Genomic DNA, 24,372 nt, shown 5'->3' with positions numbered 1-24,372 from the left:
ACTGATCTCGCGACCAGCTGAATGCAATAATAATCATTATCATTTGCAAGTCAAATGTTTTTATCTGCGCGATTGGAAAATTCTTTCCCGTCCGTCGAACGCGTTCTCAGCGTTCACCGCGATCCAGTGCGTGATCAACCATCGCTCGCGCCATATCCACCATATGCACCGCTGAAAATGCCAGGTCCCGATTGACACCCTGAAGGCTGTCCGCTGCCTTGAACGCCGTGGCTGCCGCGCAGCGCAACAGGTCGGAGGCGTGCACCAGGGATTCCTCATTGCTCAGGTGGCGATTGACGCCGAAGAAACGTTCTTCGGGTTTCGGTTCCGACACAGTCGGTTTCAAGTAGTAGTCCAGCGCTCGCTGGGCGGCCGCGTTGCCTTGTGGCGAGTTGAACGTGGTGTCGGTGTCCAGGTCGGGCAGGTCTTTGCTGGTGATGTTCATGGTGAAAAGGCACTCCTTTGGGCGATTCAAATCCGTTCGCCTAGGATATTACCTTGGGTATTTGTGACCAGAATTTAAATACTACAATATGTGTTTTGCTGGCCGGGAACGGGCACGTATGGTGCCGCACATGGATAAATGGATTGAATTGGTCAAGGCCAAAATGAGTGAACTCAAAGTCACTCAAGTCGAACTCGGCGAGCGCGTCGGCATGTCTCAGGGTGGCATTGGCCACTGGCTGAACAAACGTCGCGAGCCCGGTGTCACGGAAATGAACCGGGTGCTCAAGGCGCTGGGTATGGAGTTTCTTGAGGTCGCGATGGTGATTCGCGAACCGCAAATCGATGCCCACGACGAAATGCCGTTGGCGCAGAAGTACAACCCATACTTCCGCTATCCGGTCAGTGACTGGAACGCTCCGGTGGAGGCCCGTGAAAGCGCCCCCGAGTACTCAGGCGCAAAGGACAAGCGCCGTTTCGAACTGACGGATTACCACGCCCGTGGCCCGGCGTTCTGGCTGACGGTGATGGGTAACTCGATGACCGCGCCCACCGGCCAGAGCATTGCCGAAGGCATGCTGATTCTGGTGGATCCGGCGCTGGAAGCGGAACCCGGCAAACTGGTGATCGTTCAGTGGCAGGACAGCGATGAGGCGATTTTTCGCAAATTGGTCGAAGAGGGCGGCCAGCGTTACCTGGTGCCGCTCAATCCGACCTGGCCCAAAGCGCTGTTCACCGACGAGTGCCGGATCATCGGCGTCGTGGTTCTCGCAACGGCCAGGTTCTAGTCGGATCGATCCTCTCTCCCTGTAGGATCGATCCGCTTTTCAAGCTTCCTGCAACTCGACCAAGGCACTGCCTTCGCTGACCATTTCGCCTTCCTGGCAATACAGCGCCTTGATCACTCCCGCCTGTGGCGCACGGATGCTGTGCTCCATCTTCATGGCTTCCAGCACCACCAGTTGCGCCCCGGCTTCAACCGATTGCCCAGCCTCCACCAGTACCCGCACGATGCTGCCGTTCATTGGCGCCGTCAGCCCGCCCTGATGGCTGTGACTGGCTTCGACGGCGCTGATCGGATCGTAGGTCTCGACGCGCCGCAATTCACCGTCCCATTGCAGGTACAGAGCATCGCCGCGACGGATCGCGCGCAACCGACGGCGCAAGCCGTCCTGCTCGATCAGCAGTTGCTCGCCAGTCCATTTCGCGTTGCCGCCAGCGCCGAGGGTGACCGCCCGATCCTGACCTTCGCAGCTCAAATGCAAGGTGGTTTCGTTCGGCAGGCCGGCACGCAAACCGCTGTTCAAAGCCCATGGCGAAGCCGGATCATCTGCTCGGCCAGCGCCCGGCAGACTCTGCGCAAAGGCCTGCGCCGCCGCGTTCCAGAACTCATCGCCAAGCGCCGTGGCCGTCGGCAGCAATTGCTCCTGATAGCGAGGAATGAACCCGGTATCCAGTTGCGCCTCGGCAAATGCCGGGTGAGCGATGATGCGCCGCAGGAAGTTGATGTTGGTCTTCAATCCGCCAATCGCGAACTCATCGAGCATGCTCAACAGACGCAGCCGCGCTTGCTCACGATCGGCTCCCCAGGCAATCAACTTGCCGAGCATCGGGTCATAGAACGGCGAAATCTCGTCGCCTTCCTCGACCCCGCTGTCCACCCGACGCCCCGGTCCTTCATGGGATTCGCGGTACAGATCGAGGCGCCCGGTGGCTGGCAGGAAATCATTCGCCGGATCTTCCGCGTACAACCGAACCTCGATGGCATGCCCGTTCAGCGGCACCTGATCCTGGCTGATCGGTAGCGCTTCGCCCCGCGCCACGCGGATCTGCCAGGCCACCAGATCCAGCCCGGTGATGGCTTCGGTGACCGGGTGTTCGACCTGCAGGCGGGTGTTCATTTCCATGAAGAAGAACTCACCGCGAGCATCCAGCAGGAACTCCACCGTGCCGGCACCGACGTAGCCGATGGCCTGTGCTGAACGCACTGCCGCTTCACCCATTGCTCGCCGCAACTCGGGGCTGAGGCCCGGTGCCGGGGCTTCTTCGACGACTTTCTGGTGCCGGCGCTGGATTGAGCAGTCGCGTTCGTTGAGGTACAGGCAATTGCCGTGTTGATCGGCGAACACCTGGATTTCCACATGGCGCGGCTTGATCAGGTATTTCTCCACCAGCATCCGCGAGTCGCCGAACGATGACAGCGCTTCACGCTGGGCCGAGGCGAGGGCTTCGGCCAGTTGGCTGACGTCCTCGACCACTTTCATGCCTTTGCCGCCGCCACCGGCGGTCGCCTTGAGCAGCACCGGATAGCCGATGCGTTCGCAGGCTTCGCGGAAGGTGTCGAGGTCCTGCGCTTCGCCGTGATAGCCCGGCACCAGCGGCACGCCAGCGGTTTCCATCAGGGCCTTGGCGGCGGATTTGCTGCCCATGGCATCGATGGCGGAGGCGGGCGGGCCAAGGAAAATCAGGCCGGCGGCTTCAATGGCGCGGGCGAACCCGGCGTTTTCCGAGAGGAAGCCATAACCCGGATGGATCGCCTGGGCACCACTGGCCTTGGCGGCCGCGATCAATTTATCGATTTGCAGGTAGCTTTCGGCGGCTTTGCTGCCGCCCAGATCGACGCGAATATCCGCTTCACGGCTGTGCCGCGCTTCGCGGTCGGTGGCGCTGTGGACGGCGACGGTCGTCAGCCCCAGGGCCTTGGCGGTGCGCATGACCCGGCAGGCGATTTCGCCACGGTTGGCCACCAGCAGGGTGGTGAGAACAGGTGCGCTCATCAACGCGACTCCTTGGTGGTTGTGGCTTGCCAGTTCGGCGGGCGTTTTTGCAGAAAGGCGCGCAGACCTTCCTGACCTTCGGGACTGACGCGGATCCGCGCGATGGCGTTTTCGGTGTAGCGGCGCAGCGCCGGGGTCAGCGCACCGTTGCCGACTTCGCGCAGCAAATCCTTGCTGGCCCGCATGGCGGCGGGGCTGTTGAGCAGCAGGTTGTCGATCCACTGTTCGACTTTCTGTTCCAGTTCGATGGCCGGATAGCTCTCGGACAGCAGACCGATGTCCTGTGCCCGTTGTCCGCCGAAACGCTCGGCGGTCAGGGCGTAACGGCGGGCGGCGCGTTCGCCGATGGCTTGTACCACGAACGGACTGATCACCGCCGGTGCCAGACCGATGCGCACTTCGGACAGGCAGAACTGCGCGTCATCGGCGCCAATCGCCATGTCGCAGCAACTGATCAAGCCCAGTGCGCCACCAAACGCCGCGCCTTGCACCACGGCCAGGGTCGGGATTTTCAGTTTGGCGAGGTTGTACATCAATTCCGCCAGTTCCCGGGCGTCGTCGAGGTTGGTGTGGTAATCAAGTTCGGCCGATTGCTGCATCCACGCCAGGTCCGCGCCGGCACTGAAGTGCTTGCCGCGCCCGCGCACCAGCAGAAAACGCAGGCTGGCGTCGCTGGCGACTTTATCCAGGGCGAGGATCAGTTCGCGGATCATCTCGGCGTTGAATGCGTTGTTCTTTTCTTCGCGGCTGAGCCAAAGGGTGGCGAAACCCCGTGGATCGCTCTGCAGTTCGAGGGTGTTGAAGTCGCTCATGAGATTCTCCCGATCACATCCGGAACACGCCGAAGCGGCTCGGTTCGATAGGCGCGTTCAGCGACGCGGACAGGGCCAGGGCCAGCACATCGCGGGTCTGCGCCGGGTCGATGACGCCGTCGTCCCACAGCCGTGCGCTGGAGTAATAGGGGTGACCCTGCTCTTCGTACTGGTCGAGAATCGGTTGCTTGATCTCGGCTTCCTGCTCGGCGCTGAACGGGTGGCCACTGCGTTCGGCCTGCTCGCGCTTGACCTGAACCAGCACGCCAGCCGCCTGCTCGGCACCCATCACGCCGATCCGCGCGTTCGGCCACATCCACAGGAAGCGCGGATCGTAAGCACGTCCACACATGCCGTAGTTACCGGCGCCGAAGCTGCCGCCGATGATCACGGTGAATTTCGGCACCTTGGCGCAGGCCACGGCGGTCACCAGTTTCGCACCATGCTTGGCGATGCCGCCGGCCTCGTATTTCTGACCGACCATGAAACCGGTGATGTTCTGCAGGAACAGCAGCGGAATGCCGCGCTGGCAGGCCAGTTCGATGAAGTGCGCGCCTTTTTGCGCGGCTTCGGCGAACAGGATGCCGTTGTTGGCGAGGATCGCGATCGGGTAGCCGTGCAAGTGGGCGAAACCGCACACCAGCGTGGTGCCGAACAGCGCCTTGAACTCATCGAACACCGAGCCATCGACCAGTCGCGCGATCACTTCTCGCACGTCGAACGGCTGCTTGGCGTCGGCGGAAACCACGCCGTACAACTCGTCGCTGTTGTACAGCGGCGCGATCGGCGTGCGTTGCTGCACGTCGCCCAGCTTGCGCCAGTTGAGGTTGGCGACGCTGCGTCGGGCCAGCGCGAGGGCGTGTTCGTCGCTCTCGGCGTAGTGGTCGGCGACCCCGGAAATCTTGCAATGCACATCGGCCCCGCCGAGGTCTTCGGCGCTGACCACTTCACCGGTTGCGGCTTTCACCAGCGGCGGGCCAGCGAGGAAAATCGTCGCCTGGTTGCGCACCATGATCGCTTCGTCGGCCATCGCCGGCACATACGCGCCGCCAGCGGTGCAGGAACCCATGACCACGGCGATCTGCGGAATGCCCATGGCGCTCATGTTGGCCTGGTTGAAGAAGATCCGCCCGAAGTGCTCGCGATCCGGGAACACTTCGTCCTGACGCGGCAGGTTGGCGCCGCCCGAATCCACCAGATAAATGCACGGCAGGCGGTTCTGCTGGGCGATGGTCTGGGCGCGCAGGTGTTTTTTCACGGTCAGCGGATAGTACGAGCCACCTTTCACCGTCGCATCGTTGGCGACGATCATGCACTCGACGCCTTCCACGCGACCGATCCCGGCAATCACGCCGGCCGCCGGGACGTCCTCGCCATACACCGAGTGGGCCGCCAACTGGCTGATTTCGAGGAACGGCGAGCCCGGGTCGAGCAAGCGGTTGATGCGTTCGCGCGGCAGCAGTTTGCCCCGCGAGGTGTGCCGTTCCTGGGCTTTCGCACCCCCCCCCTGGGCCACTTGGGCGAGCAGGGTGTGCAGGGCGTCGACCTGTTTGAGCATCGCGGCGCTGTTGGCGGCGAACTCCGCTGATCGCGGGTTGAGCTGGGTATGCAGGATAGCCATGGACAGCTCCGTTTAGCGGGTTTCGTTGAACAGTTCGCGACCGATCAGCATGCGACGGATCTCACTGGTGCCGGCACCGATTTCGTACAGCTTGGCGTCACGCAGCAGGCGACCGGTGGGGAATTCGTTGATGTAGCCGTTGCCACCCAGGATCTGGATTGCATCCAGGGCCATTTGCGTGGCGCGTTCGGCGGTGTAGAGGATCACCCCGGCGGCGTCCTTGCGTGTGGTTTCGTTGCGCTCGCAAGCCTGGGCCACCGCGTACAGGTAGGCGCGGCTGGCGTTGAGCTGGGTGTACATGTCGGCGACCTTGCCCTGGATCAGCTGGAACTCACCGATGCTCTGGCCGAACTGCTTGCGGTCGTGGATGTACGGCACGATCACGTCCATGCATGCCTGCATGATCCCGGTCGGGCCGCCGGACAGCACGACGCGTTCGTAGTCGAGGCCGCTCATCAGGACTTTCACGCCGCCATTGAGCACGCCGAGAATGTTTTCTTCCGGCACTTCGACGTCATCGAAGAACAGCTCGCAGGTATTGGAGCCGCGCATGCCGAGCTTGTCGAATTTGTTGCTGCGGCTGAAGCCTTTCCAGTCACGTTCGACGATGAAGGCGGTGATGCCGTGCGGGCCTTTTTCCAGGTCGGTCTTGGCGTAGATCACGTAGGTGCTGGCGTCCGGGCCGTTGGTGATCCAGGTCTTGCTGCCGTTGAGCACGTAGCGGTCGCCGCGTTTTTCCGCGCGCAGTTTCATCGACACCACGTCGGAACCGGCGTTCGGCTCGCTCATGGCCAGGGCGCCGACATGCTCGCCGCTGATCAGTTTTGGCAGGTACTTGGATTTCTGTTCGTGGTTGCCGTTACGGTTGATCTGGTTGACGCAGAGGTTGGAGTGGGCGCCGTAGGACAACGCCACCGAGGCCGAACCTCGGCTGATTTCTTCCATCGCGACCACGTGTGCCAGGTAACCCAGACCGGCGCCACCGTACTCTTCCGGAACGGTGATCCCGAGCAGGCCCATGTCACCGAATTTGCGCCACAGATCGGCGGGGAACAGGTTGTCGCGGTCGATCTGTTCAGCGCGCGGGGCGATCTGGTCGGCGACAAAGGCCTGAACCTGATCGCGCAGCATGTCGATGGTTTCACCGAGGGCAAAGTTCAGGGATGGGTAGCTCATGGGACACCTTTTGGCTTTTTTGTAGGGTGGGGAGGGCGGGGATTTGGCTCTCACCTTTACGTTAACGTAAGCCTGTGACGAATGGCTGTCAATCACCCTTTACGTTAACGTCAACTTGAGCGAGAGTAGAGCCAGTTCTGAAGGTCGGAGCTGTCATTGCTCCGGTCCAACACCCACTAATAAAGACAATAGGGGTCGTCATGGATCAACCCAGTGCAAACCCGCAGCGCAGCTACACCCGCGGTTCCCAGGACAAAGCCTTGCTGGCCATGACCATCGGTCAGAAGTTCGACGACACCGTCGTGCAGTACCCGGACGGCGAGGCGCTGGTGGTGCGCCACCAGCAGTTGCGCTATAGCTGGCGGCAACTGTCCGACGCGGTGGATCTGCACGCCAGCGCCTTGCTGGCGCTGGGTCTGCAGGCGGGTGACCGCCTCGGCATCTGGGCGCCGAACTGCGCGCAGTGGTGTATCACCCAGATTGCTACCGCGAAGATCGGGGTGATTCTGGTCAACATCAATCCGGCCTACCGCAGTTCAGAGCTGGAATACGTGCTCAAACAGTCTGGTTGCCAATGGCTGGTGTGCGCCGGGGCATTCAAGACCTCCGATTACCACGGCATGTTGCAGGGTCTGGCGCCGGAGCTGGCCGACCACGCCATCGGTCAATTGTGCAGCGAGCGTCTGCCGCAACTGCGCGGCGTGATCAGCCTCGACGCGCAGCCGCCATCCGGCTTTCTCCCGTGGGCGCAACTGACGGATCTGGCGGCCGCCATTTCCCCGCAGCAGTTACGCGAGCGTGGCGACAGCCTGCATTTCGATCAGCCCGTGAACATCCAGTACACCTCCGGCACCACCGGTTTTCCCAAGGGCGCGACCCTCAGTCACTACAACATTCTCAACAACGGTTACATGGTCGGTGAAAGCCTCGGGCTGACGGCCGCCGATCGCCTGGTGATCCCGGTGCCGCTGTATCACTGCTTCGGCATGGTCATGGGCAACCTTGGCTGTATCACCCACGCCAGCACGATGATTTATCCCAACGATGCCTTCGATCCGCTGCTGACCCTGAGCACCGTCGCCGAAGAGAAAGCCACGGCGCTGTACGGCGTGCCGACCATGTTCATCGCCATGCTCGATCAGCCGCAGCGCGCCGAATTCGATCTGTCGACCCTGCGCACCGGGATCATGGCCGGCGCCACCTGCCCGATAGAAGTGATGCGCCGGGTCATCAACGAGATGCACATGAGCGAAGTGCAGATCGCCTACGGCATGACCGAGACCAGCCCGGTGTCCCTACAGACCGGGCCTTCGGATGAACTGGAATTACGCGTGACCACCGTCGGCCGTACCCAGCCACAACTGGAAAGCAAGATCATCGACGAGGCTGGCAATCTGGTGCCGCGTGGCACCATCGGTGAACTCTGTACCCGTGGTTACAGCGTGATGCTCGGTTACTGGAACAATCCGCAGAGCACCGCCGAAGCCATCGACCAGGCCGGCTGGATGCACACCGGTGATCTGGCGAGCATGAATGACGAAGGCTATGTGTGCATTGCCGGGCGTAACAAGGACATGATCATCCGGGGCGGCGAGAACATTTATCCGCGCGAACTGGAAGAGTTTTTCTTTACTCACCCGGCGGTGGCGGACGTGCAGGTGATCGGTATTCCGTGCTCGCGGTATGGCGAGGAGATCGTCGCCTGGATCAAGTTCCATCCCGGCCACAGCGCGACGGAGCAGGAGTTGCAGGTGTGGTGCAAGGAGCGCATCGCGCACTTCAAGACGCCGCGTTACTTCCGGTTCGTTGAAGAGTTTCCGATGACCGTGACCGGCAAGATCCAGAAATTCCGCATGCGCGAAATCAGCATCGAAGAGCTGAAGATAAACGACCGGTAACGGTGGGAGCGAATTTGTGGGGGCGGGCTCGCTCGCTCCCCAAATGGATCGGGTGTGAAACACAAATCGCAGACAGCACAAAGGGGAGCCGAAGCTCCCCTTTAATTTTGTCGTCGCGTGCTCTTTTTTTATTATTGAGGGTCGGTCTGTTGTTGTTTTTGGCAACCGTGGCCCTTTACCGCTGTTTTTGGCGATCCCCATCCGGGATCAAGAGCAAACGTATTTTTTTGAGCGCTGATCTGCTTTCTCGCCAAGCGATCCAACCGATTCGGGAGCTACCTGAAGGTAGTTTTATTGTTCTCTGCCCGGTTGCGGGTCACTCCTGGGAGCACCCTGAAAAGCACACCTTCTCCAAAAAAATCTGTTAGCTGCGTCTCTGCCGTGTTGTTCTTGTTATGTCAGAGTCGTTTCGTCTTATTTTTATTGGTTTGCTGCTTTTTATTCTTGTTATGCCATAGAGATAGCAGAAGCCGTGCCAACGTTTAAATTTCCTTATAAATCAACAACTTAAAAATTTGTAGGATTTGGCTGTTGGCTAAAGCCAGACAATTTGTTTCCGTGTTACTCGCTTTTGCCCACGTTTCGCTCGCCGCGGTAACACCGTTCCCCCTCACTGTGCGCTACGCGCCTTCGCCACGCGCGAACCGCTCGGGCGGCCAAGCACCGCGCTGATCTGCTGGCCCGCAGCAATCAAGGCGTCCAGGTCGATCCCGGTCTCGATGCCGAGGCCGTTGAGCAGGTAAACCACGTCTTCGGTCGCGACGTTACCGCTGGCGCCTTTAGCGTATGGGCAGCCGCCGAGGCCCGCGATAGAGCTGTCGAACACCGCGATGCCTTCCAGCAGGCCGGCATAGATGTTGGCCATGGCCTGGCCGTAGGTGTCGTGGAAATGCCCGGCAAGTTTTTCCCGTGGCACGTGCGCCGAAACCACTTCGAACAGCCGCCGGGTCGCGCCTGCGGTGCCGGTGCCGATGGTGTCGCCGAGGGAGACTTCGTAGCAGCCCATCGCGTACAGCTCGCGGGCGACCATGGCCACCTGTTCCGGCGCCACCGTGCCTTCATAAGGGCAGCCGAGCACACAGGACACATAACCGCGCACGGTAACGCCGTGTTGTTTCGCGGCGTCCATGATCGGTGCGAAACGCGCGAGGCTTTCGCTGATCGAGCAGTTGATGTTGCGCTGCGAGAAGGCTTCGGAGGCGGCGGCGAACACCGCGACTTCCTTGACCCCGGCTGCTAGCGCATCTTCGAAACCGCGCAGGTTGGGCGCCAGGGCGCCATAGGTCACGCCGGGCTTGCGCTGGATCTGCGCAAACACTTCGGCGGAACCGGCCATCTGTGGCACCCACTTGGGCGAAACGAAACTGCCGACTTCTATATAGCCCAGACCGGCGGCGCTCAGCGCGTCGACCAGTTGCACCTTGTCGGCGACGCTGATGGGTTGGGCTTCGTTTTGCAGGCCGTCACGTGGGCCGACTTCGATCAGGCGTACTTGGGAGGGGAGGGACATGGCGTTGACCTGCTGTGATTGTTAGACGTCCGGGAAGCGTTCCACAGGGGCATTCGGGAGGTTTACTGAACCGCCTGCTGACTCTTGAGCGTTTGCTCCAGCGCCTGCACGCAGCGCTCCTCGGCGGTGTCGAGTTCCAGTTTCATCTGTTCGATGTCCAGCAGTTGCTGCTCCAGCTGCGCCCGACGCTCGGCGATTTTCGCCAGCATGCTGTTGAGTTGTTTGGTGTTACCGCTGGAGGGGTCATAGAGTTCGATCAGCTCGCGGCACTCGGCCAGGGAAAAACCGATGCGCTTGCCCCGCAGAATCAGCTTCAGGCTGACCTTGTCGCGCGGCGAATAGATGCGCTCCTGGCCCCGGCGCTCGGGACTGAGCAGGCCTTGTTCTTCATAAAAGCGGATCGCACGGGTGGTGATGTCCAGCTCGCGGGCGAGGTCGGAAATGCTGTAGGTCTGGCTGCTCATGGAAGCGCTCGGAAAAGGGTCATGGCGCTAAGCTAATGGCAGGTTGACGTTTACGTCAAGGGGTGGGGTTTTTCATCGAATTCACGGGCTCTTCGCGGGCAAGCCCGCTCCCACAGCGAGCGCAGTTGCTGTTGTGGGAGTGGGCTTGCTCACGAACAACGATAACGCGGCGCAAAGTCCTACACCTTGTCGAGCTTCTTCTCATGCGCCGTGACCTGCTGGCACAACTCGATCATCTGCTCGCGCATCCAGCGGTTGGCCGGGTCCTGGTCAGTGCTTTCGTGCCAGTAAAGATGCGTCTCGACCGGCGGCACATCGTTCACCGGCAGGTTGAACGCATGCAGTTCGTGGCGACGGGCGAAACGCTCCGGTACGGTCATGACCATGTCGGTCTGCTGCAACACCTGGGAGGCCATCAGGTAGTGCTGGGAGCGCAGGGCGATCTTGCGCTGGATACCCATTTTACCCAACGCCAGATCGACATGGCCCAGGCCATTGCGACGGCTGGAAATGTGGATATGGGTGAGTGACAGATAGTCGTCGAGGGTGAGTTTTTCCTTGCCCGCCAGCGGATGGCCCTTGCGCATCGCACAGACATAGCGGTCTTCCATTAGCTTGACGTGGCGCACTTGCGGATCGGTGTTGAGCGGTGCATCCACGGCAAAGTCGAGACGCCCGGCGGCCAGCTCCTTGGTGGTTTCCCGGCGCTTGGACAGGAAACTCTCGATGATCACCGTCGGCGCCAGACGCCGCAGGCGCTGGAACAGCGGCGGCAGGATCACCGCCTCGGTCAGGTCGGTCATGCTGATGCGATAGGTCTTGACCGCTTGCGACGGGTTGAAAATCCGGCTTTCCTGAACCGACACGCGCAGCAACGATAGGGCGTTGCGCACCGGGCCGATGATGTTCTGTGCCATGGGCGTCGGCACCATGCCCTGGGCGGTGCGCACAAAGAGCGGGTCGTTGAAGGTTTCGCGCAGGCGCGCCAGGGCGTTGGATACGGCCGGTTGAGTAATGCCGACAATCTGCCCGGCGCGAGTCAGGTTGGCTTCGGTGTAGATCGCGTCGAAGACGATGAAAAGGTTAAGGTCGACCTTGCTCAGATTCATTACGCGGCTCTCTTCTTATAGGGACGGGGGTAGCCCGGAAAATCAACTGATCATATATCGGTGATGAATGTTAATACACGCCGAGAATAGGCTAGGTAAATTATCAACGCTGTTCTAGCATCGATTGCATGACCTAAACAACCTCTAAAACAGAAGGTGATGCTCATGGATTTCGCTTATTCGCCCAAGGTTCAAGAACTGCGTGAGCGCGTGACCGCGTTCATGGACACCTACGTGTATCCCGCCGAAGCCGTGTTCGAACGCCAGGTGGCCGAAGGCGACCGCTGGCAACCGACCGCGATCATGGAAGAGCTCAAACTCAAGGCCAAGGCCGAAGGGTTGTGGAACCTGTTCCTGCCGGAGTCGGAACTCGGTGCCGGCCTGACCAACCTCGAATACGCGCCGCTGGCGGAAATCATGGGTCGTTCGCTGTTGGGGCCGGAGCCGTTCAACTGCTCGGCACCCGACACTGGCAACATGGAAGTGCTGGTGCGCTACGCCAACGAAGAACAGAAACAGCGCTGGCTCGAACCGCTGCTGCGCGGCGAGATCCGCTCGGCATTCGCCATGACCGAACCCGACGTCGCCTCTTCCGACGCCACCAACATGGCCGCCCGCGCCGTGCGTGATGGCGACGAGTGGGTGATCAACGGCAAGAAGTGGTGGACTTCCGGCGCCTGCGATCCACGCTGCAAGATCCTGATCTTCATGGGCCTGAGCAACCCGGACGCACCGCGCCACGCCCAGCACTCGATGATCCTCGTGCCGGTTGATACCCCGGGCGTGAAAATCCTCCGTCCGCTGCCGGTATTCGGTTACGACGACGCGCCTCACGGTCACGCCGAGGTGCTGTTCGATAACGTGCGGGTGCCGTACGAAAACGTTCTGCTCGGTGAAGGACGCGGCTTTGAAATCGCCCAGGGGCGTCTCGGCCCTGGCCGGATTCACCACTGCATGCGTTCGATCGGCATGGCCGAACGGGCACTGGAACTGATGTGCAAACGCTCGGTGAGCCGCACCGCGTTCGGCAAGCCATTGGCGCGCCTGGGCGGTAACGTCGACAAGATCGCCGACTCGCGGATGGAAATCGACATGGCGCGCCTGCTGACCCTGAAAGCGGCGTACATGATGGACACCGTGGGCAACAAAGTGGCGAAAAGCGAGATCGCGCAGATCAAGGTTGTCGCGCCGAACGTCGCCCTGCGGGTGATCGACCGGGCGATCCAGATCCACGGCGGGGCCGGGGTCTCGAACGATTTCCCGCTGGCCTACATGTACGCCATGCAACGCACCCTGCGCCTGGCCGACGGTCCGGACGAAGTCCACCGCGCGGCGATCGGCAAGTTCGAGATCGGCAAGTACGTGCCGAAGGAGATGTTACGCAGCGGTCATTAAGACCGCGTCGCCTGCTTTGCTAGCGAGCCCGCTCCCGTGTTGTGTGGGAGCGGGCTTGCCCGCGAAGACGTCAGCACAGGCACTGCCGTGCTGTCAGTAAACCCAGACCTCAACCCGCCGATTCTTGATCCGGCCTTCGTCGCCATTGTTGGCGGCGACCGGCATCAATGCGCCAAACCCGCGCACTTCGCGTAGCAGCACGCCGTTTTTCACCAACTCTCGACGTACCGCCATCGCCCGCAGTTTTGACAACAGATCGGCCCGCGCCGGGTCATCCTTGGCGTCGCCGAAACCCACCAGTGTCACGGCGCGGTCAGTCTTGTCATGGCGCTTTATATAGTCGAACACCCGGGCCAGATCCTGGCGTGCCTTGTTATCGAGGCTGGCGCTGCCTTCCTCGAAACGGAAGTTCACGGTCAGACGCTGTGCATGGCGGCTGAGGGATTGATAACCTTCGGGCATCAGCGCATTCGGCGTCACCGCAATCGCCTGCACGGTCTGGGCGATAAAACCGTTGGCCGCGACAATCGCCTGGCCCTGGCGGCTTTGCGCAAACGCCACCAGCGCCTTGGCCCACGGGTTCTGGCTGTCGGGCGGCAAATAGAAGAACAGGCGCCGGGACAGCGGATAGTCTTCGGTGGCGATCAGGCTGTTGAGCGGCAGCATCGCCTGGGATTGACCGTCGACGATGGCCACCGCCTTGGCCTGGCGCACATAGGGCAGACCGATGAAACCAATGGCTTGCGGATCGGCGCTCACCGCGTCGGACAATTGCTCGCTGGATTCGAAACGTTTCGCTGCATTGTTCAGGTTTTTCCCACGGCGGCTGAGGACCAATTCCTTGAAGGTGTCGTAGGTGCCCGACTGGTCATCCCGCGCATAAAGATGAATCGTCCCACCGTGACCGCTGACGTCTTCCCAGGTTTTTGCCTCGCCGCTGAAGATTCGCGCCAGTTGCTCGGTGTCCAGCGTCGTCAGGGGGTTGTCGGGGTGGAGAATAATTGCCAGACCGTCGATGGCGATGACTTGTTCGGCAGCGGGGCTTTTCAGATCGCCGAGGGACTGCAGGCTCTGCAGTTCGCTGTCCTTGATCGGGCGGGAGGCGGCGGCGAGGTCGGCGCTGGCATTTTTCAGCGCGGTGAAACCGGTGCTGGAGCCGTGGGCGGCAATTTCCACGACAACCCGTTTGCCCTGGGCGGTCTGGCCGACGACCCGTTGTTCGTTGGCGGTGTCGGGGTTTTCCCGATGGATTTTCAACAGGCCTTGTTCTTGAAAAAGACCTTCGACCAGCGCCGGACCGAGATCCGCGCCGATGGTATTGGAACCCTGAATGCGCAGCACCGGTCCGCGGTCGGCGATCGGCAAGTCGCCGGCGGCGGCGATCAATGGCAGCCACGCGCCCAGCAGAAAGGAGAACAGAACACGCAGGATCATGCCGGCACCGATTGCAGCCAAGGGGATTGCCGGGGAGATTAAGTCAGATGCATGACGGAGAAGTTACAGAGCGTCGATGTGGGAGCGGTGCTCCCACATTCAGGGTTGAGGTGATGTCGTAATCAGCTCAGTTCCAGCCAGATCGGCGCATGATCCGACGGTTTTTCCATGCCGCGCAGTTCATAGTCGACACCGGCGGCCTTCACCCGTGGCAGCAAGCCATGGGACGCGAGGATCACATCGATCCGCAGCCCGCGCTTGGGCTCATCCTCGAAACCACGGCTGCGGTAGTCGAACCAGCTGAACATGTCGGTCACGTCCGGGTTCAGGTGGCGATAACTGTCGGTCAGGCCCCAGTTTTTCAGGCGCGCCATCCACTCGCGCTCTTCCGGCAGGAAGCTGCATTTGCCGGTTTTCAGCCAGCGCTTCATGTTGTCCGGGCCGATGCCGATGTCGCAGTCTTCCGGGGAAATGTTGACGTCACCCATCACCACCAGTGGTTGCTCGTTGTGGAACTGACTTTCCAGGAGGGTTTGCAGGTCGCTGTAGAAACGCTGCTTGGCCGGGAATTTGGTCGGGTGGTCGCGGCTTTCGCCCTGGGGGAAATAGCCGTTCATGATGGTCACCGGCACGCCGTTGGGGTCGGCGAACGTGCCCCAGATGAAGCGCCGCTGGGCGTCTTCTTCATCGCTGGCGAAGCCTTTGTGGATCGCGATCGGCTCCTGGCGCGAGAGCAGGGCGACGCCGTAATGGCCTTTCTGCCCGTGGAAATACACGTGATAACCCAGTGCCCGGACCTCTTCGAGCGGGAACTGGTCGTCGTGGACCTTGGTTTCCTGCAGGCCGATGACATCCGGCTGATGCTTCTCGATCAGCGCCGCCAACTGATGCGGACGGGCGCGCAGTCCGTTGATGTTGAAGGAAACGATCTTCATGGTCGGCAGTCCTGGCAAAAGGGCGATGCTAGCTGACATGTAGGATCCGGGCCAGTCCAGTCGATGAAGATCCAGCCTTGGGCTATACCTGTGGGGAACTGTGCAGTCACCCAAAGGTTCGTACCAACAAGAGCGCCGCCCTCCGAGCGCGCCCCGGGGAGAATCACCGTCATGCCTGAAAGCCAGACCGCCATCGCCGACATCCACATGCTCGATCGCGGCTACTCCCGCGAAGCCCGTTCCCTGCTGTATCAGGCCTATCGGCATGAACCGACCTTCGGTTATCTGTTCGAGGCCGAGCGTCCGGGTTACGAGCAGCGGGTGCGCGCCACCGTGCGCGAACTGGTCAAGCAGCATTTCCTGCAGGATCTGCCGGCCATCGGGCTGCTGGTCAATGATCGGCTGATCGGCATCGCCCTGATCGCGCCGCCGCAACGGCGTCTGGGTGTCACCGAGAGCTGGGCCTGGCGCTTGCGCATGGTGCTGAGCACCGGTTTTCGCTGCACCCGGCGTTATCTGGAGTACCACGCGGCGGTCGAGGCCTGCGTTCCTTCGGAGTCGGTACACATGCTGCCGCTGCTGGGCATTCACCCGCAGTTCCAGGGCAAGCATTTTGGCGAGCAACTGCTGCAAGCGGTGCACAACTGGTGCGCCGTGGACGAAACCTCCCAAGGCGTGGTGCTGGACAGCGGCAACCCGCGCTACCTGGAATTCTACAAACGCCAGGGCTACGAAGAGATCGGCGAAGTGGCGGTTGGCCCGGTGCGCGAGCATGTGTTTTTCCATGCCAATCCACAGGTGTTACAAACGGCAACGGCATAAAGGTAGAACTTTACCGGCACCCCAGGCTCTATCACGCTCCCAAGCTCGTGATAGCATCCGCGCCTATGAAGTTTCCAGGAAGATTTACCAGCGGTTTGCTGATGCTGTTCACCAGTGTCGCAGCCCTGGCGCAAAGTGAATTGGATGTGCGGGTCAAACCGTCCAACGATGAGCTCAAGGCCAATATAGAAGGCTATATCGGCAGCCTCGGCGATCGTGACGAAGAAGCCTTGCAGCGCTTCAGTCGCGGCGCCGAAGAGCAGGCGCGCAAGGCCGCCCAGGCGTTGGGCTACTACCAGCCGCAAATCGACAGCGAAGTGAAGGGCGGCGAGAAGCCGCGCCTGGTGCTGACCATCGATCCCGGCGAGCCGATCCGTCTGCGCAACGTCACCGTGCGCGTCGATGGCCCGGCCGCCTCGCTCAAATCCTTTCGAGTCCCCAAGAGTGACGTGCTCAAGCCCGGCGCGGTGCTCAACCATGGCCGTTACGAAGACGCCAAGCGGCTGATCCAGAACCAGGCCTCGCGCTTCGGTTTCTTCAGCGGGCATTTCACCAGCCAGAAACTGCTGGTCGACCCGCGTGCCGGAGTAGCCGACGTTGAACTGATCTACGACAGCGGCCCGCGTTATGCCCTGGGCAACGTCAGTTTCGAGGGCGACACGCCGTTCGATGAAGACCTGCTGCAACGCATGGTGCCGTTCAAGGCGGGCGAGCCGTATGACTCGGAACTGATCGCCGAACTCAACCAGGCCCTGCAATCGAGTGGTTATTTCGAAGGCGTGCGGGTCGATGCCGCGCCGACCGCCGCGAAGAATGACGTGATCCCGGTGGCGGTCAAACTCGACACCCGTAAACCGCGCACCATGGGCCTGGGCCTCGGCTATTCGACCGACGTCGGCCCGCGGATCAAGGCCAACTGGACCCGCCATTGGGTCAATGCGCAAGGCGACAGTTATGGCTGGGAAGCCGAACTCTCGGCGCCCCGGCAGAACGTCGGGGTGTTCTATGACATTCCGCTGGATCCGCCGCTGACCGACAAATTGCGCTGGGCGGCCGGTTACCAGTACGAAGACATCGACGGCTCCGACACCTTGAGCAAACTGCTTACGCTCGGCCCGGAATGGCACAGCAAGTTGCCCAGCGGCTGGCAGCGGGTGATTTCCTTGAAGTGGCAGCGCGAGGAATATCAACTGGGCGACGACTCCGGCCTGAGCACCTTGCTGATGCCCGGCGTCAGCTATTCCTACCTGAAAAGCGACAACCGCATCGACCCGCACAACGGCTATCGCCTGACCTTCGAAAGCAAGGTCGCCAAGGAAGGCCTCGGCTCGGACAACAACCTGGTGTATGGCACGGCATTGATCAAGGGCCTGACCACGGTGTTCGACAAGCACCGTTTCCTCGGCCGCGTACAGGTCGGCGGCAGCGCCACCAACGGCTACAAGTCGGTGCCGCCATCGCTGCGTTTCTTCGCCGGTGGCGATCAGAGCGTGCGCGGTTACGACTACCAGAGCCTGTCCCCGGAAAACTCCGAGGGCGACCGCATTGGCGGGCGCTACATGGTAGCTGGCAGCGTCGAGTATCAATATTCGATCGCCGAAAAGTGGCGGGTCGCGACCTTCGTCGATCAGGGCAACTCTTTCAACAAACTCGAACTGCCGAACCTCAAGACCGGGGTCGGTATCGGTGTGCGCTGGGTGTCACCGGTGGGGCCGATCCGCCTCGACCTGGCCCATGCGCTGGACGACGACGGCGGCATCCGGCTGCACTTTTCCATGGGGCCTGAGCTGTGAAACGTGGGTTGACGATAACGTTGCTGGCGATTCTGTCGCTGCTGTTGCTGGTTGTGCTGAGCCTGGCCGCCGTGCTCGGCACCCAGGCCGGCAGCCGCTGGGCGCTGGGTCTGGTGCCGGGGCTGAGCGTGGAGAATTTCCAGGGCCGGCTCGGCGGGCAATGGAGCGCCGATCATTTGTTGTGGCAGCAGGACGGCAACCGGGTCGAGCTGAACAAGCCGATCTTCGAGTGGTCGCCGTTGTGCCTGACGCGCATGACCCTGTGCATCGATCAGCTCAAGACCGATCAAGTCATCCTGCAATTCGCGCCGAGTGCCCAAAGCACGGAAAGCGGCCCGATCACGCTGCCGGATCTGCAATTGCCGCTCGCCATCGAACTGGGCGACGTGCAGATCGGCAGCCTGCTGCTCGACGGCAGCGAACAGCTCAAGGATCTGCAACTGGCGGCGCACTGGACGGCCAAGGGCATGCAGATCGACAGCGTAAAACTGCAACGCGACGATTTGAGCCTGAACCTGTCCGGCCTGCTGCAACCGACCGGCAACTGGCCGCTGAACATCGAGGGGCAACTGACCCTGCCGGCGCCGGGCAGCGCCCCGTGGACGCTGGCGCTGAAGGTCGATGGCGATCTGTTGAAAACCCTCAACCTGCACGCCGACAGCCGGGGCTATCTCGACGGTCAGTTGAGCGGCGAGCTGCAACCGCTGGCGGAAAACCTGCCGGCCAAGGTGCGGATTACCAGCGACGGATTCAAACCGAGCGCCGATCTGCCGGACACCCTGCAACTCAATCAACTGGTGCTGACCGGCGAGGGCGACCTGAAAAACGGTTACCAGTTGCTCGGTAACGCCACGCTGCCCGCCGAGCAGGGACCGGTGGCGCTGCTGCTCAACGGCAAGGTCGACGCCAAGGGCGCGCAGATCGCCGGCCTCGATCTGAACGCCAACGACAAGCAAAGCCTCAAGCTCACCGGCAATGTCGACTGGAGCAAAGGCCTCAGCGCCCAGGCCAATATCAACTGGCAGGACTTCCCGTGGCATCGGCTGTATCCCGAGATTGACGAGCCGCAAGTCGCGTTGCGTACGTTCAACGGCGAAGTGTCCTACACCGACGGTCAATACCTCGGCAATTTCGCCGCGGCACTGGATGGCCCGGCGGGGGCGTTCAGTCTGAGCAGTCCGTTCAGTGGCAACCTCAAGCAGATCTTCCTGCCGCAATTCAAACTCGAAGCCGGGCAGGGCAAGGCCGAGGGCCATGTGAACGTGACGTTCGCCGACGGCATCGCCTGGGATACCGCGCTGGAACTGTCGGCGCTGAACCCGGCGTACTGGGTGGCGGAACTGCCGGGCACTCTGGCCGGGCCGTTGAAAAGCAGCGGCGAAATGAAGAACGAACGCCTGAGCCTCAACGCCGACCTCGACATCAAAGGCAAGCTGCGCGGACAACCGGCAGTGCTGCAAGCCAAGGCTGACGGCGCCGGTGAGCAATGGAACCTCAACGCCCTGCAAATCCGCCTCGGCGACAACAGCATCAGCGGCAAGGGCCGCCTGCAACAGACACTCGCCGGGCAGATCGACATCAAGCTGCCGCGCCTGGCCCAGCTCTGGCCGCAACTGCGCGGGCAGGCCAACGGGCGGGTGGATGTCGCCGGTTCGCTCAAGGCGCCGCAGGGCAAACTCGGCCTGCAAGGTTCGCAACTGGCGTTCCAGGACAATCGCCTGCAAAGCCTCAATCTCGACGCCACCCTCGACAGCGCGCAACGGGCGAAAATCGATCTCAAGGGCAGCGGCATTCAGGCCGGCGACACGTCCCTTGGAACGCTGACCGCCAGTGCCCAGGGCGATATCAAGAGCCAGAAACTCAATCTCGACCTGCTTGGGCCGAAGCTGAAACTGGCGCTGGGTCTGGACGGCAATCTGGACAAGGGTAACTGGCGCGGACGTCTGGCCAGCGGTGACATTCAGGCCGGCGGCCAGGACTGGAAACTGCAGAACCCGGCCAGGCTCGAACGGCTGGCCGATGGCAAGATCAACTTCGGCGCCCATTGCTGGATGTCCGGCACTGCCAGCCTGTGCGGCGAAGATCAGCGCCTGATGCCCGATCCGAAGCTGCGCTACCACCTCAAGCAATTCCCGATCGAAAGCCTGGCGCAATGGTTGCCCAAGGATTTCGCCTGGCAGGGCCGGCTCAACGCCGACCTGCAACTGGACCTGCCGGCCAGCGGTCCCAACGGCGTGATCAGTATCGACGCCAGCGGCGGCACCCTGCGCATGCGTGAAAAAGATCAATGGCTGGATTTCCCGTACCAGACCCTCAAACTCACCAGCAAACTCACGCCCAAGCGTATCGACACCGACCTCAACTTCGTCGGCGGCAAACTCGGCGAGCTGATGGTCCAGGCACAACTCAATCCGTTGCCGAAGAACAAACCGCTGAGCGGCTCGTTCCGCCTCAGCGGGCTGGATCTGTCGGTGGCGCGACCGTTTGTGCCGATGGTCGAGAAACTCACCGGGCGCCTGAACGGCAGCGGCACGATTTCCGGTGGGCTGCTGGCACCGCTGGTCAATGGCACCGTGCAACTCAGCGACGGCGAAGTGTCCGGGCCGGAGCTGCCGCTGGAGCTGCAGAACCTGCAACTGCAAGCGGTGATCGCCGGCGAGTCGGTACGCCTGGACGGCGGCTGGAAAAGCGGCAAGGCCGGGCAGGGCAGTCTCAACGGCAACGTCGCCTGGGGTCAGGCGCTGGTGGTGGATCTGGCGCTCAAGGGCACGCAATTGCCGGTGACCGTCGAGCCGTACGCCAAGCTGGAAGTGGCGCCGGACCTGAAGATTTCCATGGCCGGCGATGAGTTGAAGATTGCCGGCAAGGTGCAGGTGCCGAGAGGCGAAATCACCGTGCGCGAACTGCCACCTTCGACGGTGAAAGTCTCCGACGACACGATCATCGTCGGCGCGCAGACCGAAGAGGGCAAACCGCCGCTGGCCATGAAAATGGACATCGACGTGGTGGTTGGCGAAGACAAGTTGAGCTTCGCCGGGTTCGGCCTGACCGCCAACCTGCAAGGCCATGTCCACATCGGCGACAACATGGACACCCGCGGCGAGTTGTGGCTCAACGACGGGCGTTACCGCGCCTACGGCCAGCGCCTGACCGTGCGGCGCGCGCGGCTGTTGTTCGCCGGCCCCCTCGATCAGCCGTACCTGGATATCGAAGCGATCCGCCAGACCGATGACGTGATTGCCGGTATTCGTCTGAGCGGCAGCGCCGAGCAGCCGACCACGCAGATCTTCTCGGAACCGGCGATGAGCCAGGAGCAGGCGCTGTCCTATCTGGTGCTTGGCCGGCCGTTGAGCACCAACGGCGAGGACAACAACATGCTCGCCCAGGCGGCGCTGGGGCTGGGCCTGATGGGCAGTTCCGGGGTGACCAGCAGCCTGGCGAAAGACCTGGGTATTCAAGACTTCCAGCTCGACACCCAGGGCAGCGGCAACACCACCAGTGTGGTCGCCAGCGGCAACATCTCCGAAAAACTCAGCCTGCGCTACGGCGTCGGCGTGTTCGAACCGGCCAACACCATCGCCTTGCGCTACAAGCTGAGCAAAAAGGTCTACCTTGAAGCCGCCAGCGGCGTCGCCAGTTCGCTGGACATCTTCTACAAGCGGGATTTCTAAGGCGCCAGCGGGCTGCACACCAGTGATGCCCGCTCGTAATTCAACGCCTTGTCACGCTCGGGCAGGGCGTAAGTTGCCTCGCAACGCTGGCCCTGCCAACGGATGGTGAGCGTTCCCGCATCATCTTCGACCAATGCCAGCGCCTTGCCGCTCGGGTCTGAGATCGCCAGTTGCTTGCCCGTGCCATCCTCAAGCGAAGCGCCAAACGGGATGGGCTGGTGCCGGGCATCGTACAAGGCAAACTGCACCCGGCGGCCGGTCTTGCTGGCGTAACGCGCCAGCACCACGGCACCGCGTCGCGGCACCACTTGCCGGGTCGCGTTTTCAATTTCGAATTCACCGCCCAGATCGCGAGTATCCAGACTGATCCAGTTCACCCGGTACGGCTGCGCGTTGGACACCACGGCGAAGCCGTTACCGGCGGTCCTGGCTCCGGCGAAACTGGCGATCTTCACGCCTTTCACGCCTTCGACCTGGGCCAGCGCAAACGTCTCGCCCACGGTTTGCCCCAGATTGATTCCACCGGCGTGACCGACGATCGAACCTGCCAGGTTGAGGTTTTGCGAGTCATATCCGCGGCCCTGGCTGTAGCCGGCACTGATGTCCATCACTGAAGTCCGTGTGCTGATGTTGGCCGAGCCGCTGTTGCCACCGGTGCTGCTGTTACCCGCCTGCACCGAGTAGTAGCTGTCGCTTTCTTCCGAAAAATAGCCATTCACGCCCATCTGGGTGCTGTCGCTGCCTTTTTGTGTGCTGGCAGAAACGAAGGCTCGTGGTGCGCGAGGTTTCGAACCCAACGGGAACGACAGTGACAGGTTGATCAGGGTGTCGTTGTTCGAGGGGCCATAGTTGCCGACATCCTTGGTATAGGTGGCCCCAACGTTGTAGCTCACCTCGCCCCAGTAGTTGCTGTATCCCGCCGACAGGCTTTGCGAACCACCGCGGCCCCAATAGCGCTGGTCACTGGCATTGAGGTAGAGGCTGCCAAATTGCTGGTTGCGCCCCAGGCTCTGGTTGACGGTCAGGTCCGTACGGGTTTTCGAGTTGCCCGTGCGTTTTTCGCCTTCGCTGCTCAGTTCCTCTACGTGTTCGCTGAGAGTGCGATAGCCCTCGGTCGAATACCGGTAGGCCGCCAGGGTGAAGTTGGTGTCGGTGCCGGTGAATGTCTTGGCATACAGCGCACGCAGGCTGTTGCCCTTGACGGTCTGGCCAAAGGTGCGACTGCTGGAGTGGGTCAAATCCAGCGAGACTGCGCCGATCGACGTGTTGCGTCCCAACCCGAGGGACAACGCCTGGAAATTTTCCGTCGCCTGAGTTCCGACGATCGCCGACAGATTGCTGCTGACGCCGTAAGCCAGGGTACTGCTGACAAATTGCGGTGACTGCTGGTCATCGCTGTTGCTGTTGTAGCGGCCCGCCGAAACGCTGTATTTGAGCTGGCCCTGGCGAACCATGATCGGCAGGCTGGAAAACGCTTGCACCGTCACCCGGCGCTGGCCATCGGCTTCGATAACTGTCACTTCCAGGTCACCGTTGGAGCCGCTGGGGTAGATGTCGCTGATCTCGAACGGGCCGGGCGGCACGTTGGCGGTGTACAGAATGTAGTTGTTCTGGCGAATTTCCACCGTGGCGCTGGACTGCGCAATGCCGCGAATGACTGGCGCATATCCGCGCTCGCTGTCGGCGCGCATGCCGTCGTCGGAAGCCAGTTTCAGACCGCGATAGCGCACACTGTCGAACAGGTCGGCGTCGGAGAAAATGTCCCCGGCACTGAACTGCCCTTTGAGCGCGGTCACGTCATGTTGCAGATAGCTGCGGTTGCTCTTGAACGTGCTCGGCCGGCCGGTGCTGCTGTTGAAGTTGGACTCGTTGCGCAATCGCCAGCCGCCCAGGTTGATACCGTTGCGCAGGCCGACGTTGTTGGAAATCGTCGTGTCAGTCTCGCTGCTGTTGCGGTTGCTGCTCACCTGATAGTTGATAAACGCCGCCGATACGCCTTCGTCCCACAGCGCAGGATCGACGTAACCGCGCCGACCGCGTTCCATCGCGCTTTGCGGCACACTGACCAGCAGTTGCAGGCGCGGCACGTCATAACGCACGGTCGCGTGGTCGATCAGCGTGGGCAGGTCGAGACAAGCGTTCGTGTCAGCGGCGTCGAGTTTGCCGCTCGCCTGCAGTTTGCTGATATCGACGCCGATCTGTTGCAGCATTTCCAGGGTCAGGCAGGCTTCGACCTTGCCACTGCCGGGGTGGCGGCGAAATTCGATATCACGGCGGCCGACCAGGGTTTCATTGCCGTACAGGTCGACCCGGTACGTGCCCGGAAGTACACGACTGTTGACGAGCAGGGATTGCACGTCGACCGAAGACGAGGCGCCTTGCAGAAAAGAGGTATTGAATTGTTCATCGGTGTCGGCCAGACACGGGGTGCTACAAACCAGAACCACCGAAAAAGGCGCCAGTCCGTCGCGCTTGAGTAAAAACATTCAGGAACCCTATATCACCTCCGAT

General features: G+C 61.6%; 17 protein-coding genes. 6 read left to right on the top strand and 11 right to left on the bottom strand.

Annotation, left to right across the window (positions count from 1 at the left end; all coding sequences use genetic code 11):
- Positions 1-106: 106 nt before the first annotated feature.
- Positions 107-445 (bottom strand): DUF6124 family protein, encoded by a 339-nt coding sequence (locus KVQ74_RS07895; protein WP_217830526.1) that lies wholly within the window; start codon positions 443-445, stop codon positions 107-109.
- A 130-nt stretch (positions 446-575) separates the two neighbouring features.
- Between KVQ74_RS07895 and KVQ74_RS07890 the strand changes: the two genes are divergently transcribed.
- Positions 576-1,232 carry a LexA family protein gene (locus tag KVQ74_RS07890; protein WP_217830525.1) on the top strand — a complete coding sequence of 219 codons (657 nt, stop codon included), beginning with the start codon at positions 576-578 and terminating at the stop codon, positions 1,230-1,232.
- A 39-nt stretch (positions 1,233-1,271) separates the two neighbouring features.
- Here KVQ74_RS07890 and KVQ74_RS07885 read toward each other — a convergent pair whose 3' ends face one another.
- Genes KVQ74_RS07885 through KVQ74_RS07870 form a run of 4 tightly spaced genes read right to left on the bottom strand, consistent with a single transcriptional unit; the run spans position 1,272 to position 6,830 of the window.
- A complete protein-coding gene (locus KVQ74_RS07885; RefSeq protein ID WP_217830524.1) occupies positions 1,272-3,221 on the bottom strand; it encodes an acetyl/propionyl/methylcrotonyl-CoA carboxylase subunit alpha in 1,950 nt (649 codons plus the stop codon).
- Positions 3,221-4,033: a gamma-carboxygeranoyl-CoA hydratase gene (locus KVQ74_RS07880; RefSeq protein WP_217830523.1), complete on the bottom strand. Its 813-nt coding sequence runs from the start codon at positions 4,031-4,033 to the stop codon at positions 3,221-3,223. The genes KVQ74_RS07885 and KVQ74_RS07880 overlap by 1 nt, the downstream gene beginning before the upstream one ends.
- Positions 4,034-4,046: 13 nt before the next feature.
- A complete protein-coding gene (locus KVQ74_RS07875; protein ID WP_217830522.1) occupies positions 4,047-5,654 on the bottom strand; it encodes a carboxyl transferase domain-containing protein in 1,608 nt (535 codons plus the stop codon).
- A gap of 12 nt (positions 5,655-5,666) precedes the next feature.
- Entirely contained in the window at positions 5,667-6,830 is a 1,164-nt protein-coding gene (locus KVQ74_RS07870; RefSeq protein ID WP_217830521.1) for an isovaleryl-CoA dehydrogenase, read from the bottom strand.
- A gap of 200 nt (positions 6,831-7,030) precedes the next feature.
- Here KVQ74_RS07870 and KVQ74_RS07865 point away from each other — a divergent pair, with 200 nt between their 5' ends.
- Positions 7,031-8,728 (top strand): AMP-binding protein, encoded by a 1,698-nt coding sequence (locus KVQ74_RS07865; RefSeq protein WP_217830520.1) that lies wholly within the window; start codon positions 7,031-7,033, stop codon positions 8,726-8,728.
- A gap of 610 nt (positions 8,729-9,338) precedes the next feature.
- On the opposite strand, the gene KVQ74_RS07860 is transcribed toward KVQ74_RS07865, so the two are convergent.
- The 3 genes from KVQ74_RS07860 to KVQ74_RS07850 form a co-directional block, all read right to left on the bottom strand.
- Positions 9,339-10,238, bottom strand: a complete 900-nt coding sequence (locus tag KVQ74_RS07860; RefSeq protein ID WP_217830519.1) for a hydroxymethylglutaryl-CoA lyase — start codon at positions 10,236-10,238, stop codon at positions 9,339-9,341.
- Positions 10,239-10,300: 62 nt separating this feature from the next.
- Positions 10,301-10,702 carry a MerR family transcriptional regulator gene (locus KVQ74_RS07855; protein ID WP_217830518.1) on the bottom strand — a complete coding sequence of 134 codons (402 nt, stop codon included), beginning with the start codon at positions 10,700-10,702 and terminating at the stop codon, positions 10,301-10,303.
- 179 nt (positions 10,703-10,881) lie between these two features.
- Positions 10,882-11,811 (bottom strand): LysR family transcriptional regulator, encoded by a 930-nt coding sequence (locus tag KVQ74_RS07850; RefSeq protein ID WP_217830517.1) that lies wholly within the window; start codon positions 11,809-11,811, stop codon positions 10,882-10,884.
- Positions 11,812-11,976: 165 nt separating this feature from the next.
- On the opposite strand from KVQ74_RS07850, the gene KVQ74_RS07845 reads away from it, so the two are divergent.
- Complete coding sequence (locus KVQ74_RS07845) at positions 11,977-13,206, top strand: acyl-CoA dehydrogenase (RefSeq protein WP_217830516.1); 1,230 nt, start codon at positions 11,977-11,979, stop codon at positions 13,204-13,206.
- Positions 13,207-13,299: 93 nt separating this feature from the next.
- Here the strand turns inward: KVQ74_RS07845 and KVQ74_RS07840 are convergent, their stop codons facing one another.
- Both KVQ74_RS07840 and xthA read right to left on the bottom strand, forming a co-directional pair.
- Complete coding sequence (locus KVQ74_RS07840; RefSeq protein ID WP_217830515.1) at positions 13,300-14,640, bottom strand: substrate-binding domain-containing protein; 1,341 nt, start codon at positions 14,638-14,640, stop codon at positions 13,300-13,302.
- 122 nt (positions 14,641-14,762) lie between these two features.
- Complete coding sequence (gene xthA / locus KVQ74_RS07835) at positions 14,763-15,575, bottom strand: exodeoxyribonuclease III (protein ID WP_217830514.1); 813 nt, start codon at positions 15,573-15,575, stop codon at positions 14,763-14,765.
- A 171-nt stretch (positions 15,576-15,746) separates the two neighbouring features.
- Here xthA and KVQ74_RS07830 point away from each other — a divergent pair, with 171 nt between their 5' ends.
- From KVQ74_RS07830 to KVQ74_RS07820, 3 genes are all read left to right on the top strand, one after another.
- Positions 15,747-16,397 (top strand): GNAT family N-acetyltransferase, encoded by a 651-nt coding sequence (locus KVQ74_RS07830; RefSeq protein WP_217830513.1) that lies wholly within the window; start codon positions 15,747-15,749, stop codon positions 16,395-16,397.
- A gap of 65 nt (positions 16,398-16,462) precedes the next feature.
- Positions 16,463-18,190 carry an autotransporter assembly complex protein TamA gene (locus KVQ74_RS07825; RefSeq protein ID WP_217830512.1) on the top strand — a complete coding sequence of 576 codons (1,728 nt, stop codon included), beginning with the start codon at positions 16,463-16,465 and terminating at the stop codon, positions 18,188-18,190.
- A complete protein-coding gene (locus KVQ74_RS07820) occupies positions 18,187-21,861 on the top strand; it encodes a translocation/assembly module TamB domain-containing protein (protein ID WP_217830511.1) in 3,675 nt (1,224 codons plus the stop codon). Before KVQ74_RS07825 ends, KVQ74_RS07820 begins: the two co-directional genes overlap by 4 nt.
- Here the strand turns inward: KVQ74_RS07820 and KVQ74_RS07815 are convergent.
- Positions 21,858-24,347: a fimbria/pilus outer membrane usher protein gene (locus KVQ74_RS07815; RefSeq protein WP_217830510.1), complete on the bottom strand. Its 2,490-nt coding sequence runs from the start codon at positions 24,345-24,347 to the stop codon at positions 21,858-21,860. The genes KVQ74_RS07820 and KVQ74_RS07815 overlap by 4 nt on opposite strands.
- Positions 24,348-24,372 lie beyond the last annotated feature (25 nt).

The organism is Pseudomonas botevensis, assembly GCF_019145475.1.
GTDB lineage: Bacteria > Pseudomonadota > Gammaproteobacteria > Pseudomonadales > Pseudomonadaceae > Aquipseudomonas > Aquipseudomonas botevensis.
This window is presented reverse-complemented; position numbering and strand designations above follow the sequence as displayed.

Excerpts from the sequence above, each read along its gene's own strand:
- KVQ74_RS07825 (WP_217830512.1), top strand. The coding sequence starts at position 16,463 with ATGAAGTTTCCAGGAAGATTTACCAGCGGTTTGCTGATGCTGTTCACC.
- KVQ74_RS07875 (WP_217830522.1), bottom strand. The coding sequence starts at position 5,654 with ATGGCTATCCTGCATACCCAGCTCAACCCGCGATCAGCGGAGTTCGCC.
- KVQ74_RS07815 (WP_217830510.1), bottom strand. The coding sequence starts at position 24,347 with ATGTTTTTACTCAAGCGCGACGGACTGGCGCCTTTTTCGGTGGTTCTG.
- KVQ74_RS07845 (WP_217830516.1), top strand. The coding sequence starts at position 11,977 with ATGGATTTCGCTTATTCGCCCAAGGTTCAAGAACTGCGTGAGCGCGTG.
- KVQ74_RS07885 (WP_217830524.1), bottom strand. The coding sequence starts at position 3,221 with ATGAGCGCACCTGTTCTCACCACCCTGCTGGTGGCCAACCGTGGCGAA.
- KVQ74_RS07865 (WP_217830520.1), top strand. The coding sequence starts at position 7,031 with ATGGATCAACCCAGTGCAAACCCGCAGCGCAGCTACACCCGCGGTTCC.
- KVQ74_RS07830 (WP_217830513.1), top strand. The coding sequence starts at position 15,747 with ATGCCTGAAAGCCAGACCGCCATCGCCGACATCCACATGCTCGATCGC.
- KVQ74_RS07860 (WP_217830519.1), bottom strand. The coding sequence starts at position 10,238 with ATGTCCCTCCCCTCCCAAGTACGCCTGATCGAAGTCGGCCCACGTGAC.
- xthA (WP_217830514.1), bottom strand. The coding sequence starts at position 15,575 with ATGAAGATCGTTTCCTTCAACATCAACGGACTGCGCGCCCGTCCGCAT.
- KVQ74_RS07890 (WP_217830525.1), top strand. The coding sequence starts at position 576 with ATGGATAAATGGATTGAATTGGTCAAGGCCAAAATGAGTGAACTCAAA.
- KVQ74_RS07850 (WP_217830517.1), bottom strand. The coding sequence starts at position 11,811 with ATGAATCTGAGCAAGGTCGACCTTAACCTTTTCATCGTCTTCGACGCG.
- KVQ74_RS07870 (WP_217830521.1), bottom strand. The coding sequence starts at position 6,830 with ATGAGCTACCCATCCCTGAACTTTGCCCTCGGTGAAACCATCGACATG.
- KVQ74_RS07855 (WP_217830518.1), bottom strand. The coding sequence starts at position 10,702 with ATGAGCAGCCAGACCTACAGCATTTCCGACCTCGCCCGCGAGCTGGAC.
- KVQ74_RS07895 (WP_217830526.1), bottom strand. The coding sequence starts at position 445 with ATGAACATCACCAGCAAAGACCTGCCCGACCTGGACACCGACACCACG.
- KVQ74_RS07880 (WP_217830523.1), bottom strand. The coding sequence starts at position 4,033 with ATGAGCGACTTCAACACCCTCGAACTGCAGAGCGATCCACGGGGTTTC.
- KVQ74_RS07840 (WP_217830515.1), bottom strand. The coding sequence starts at position 14,640 with ATGATCCTGCGTGTTCTGTTCTCCTTTCTGCTGGGCGCGTGGCTGCCA.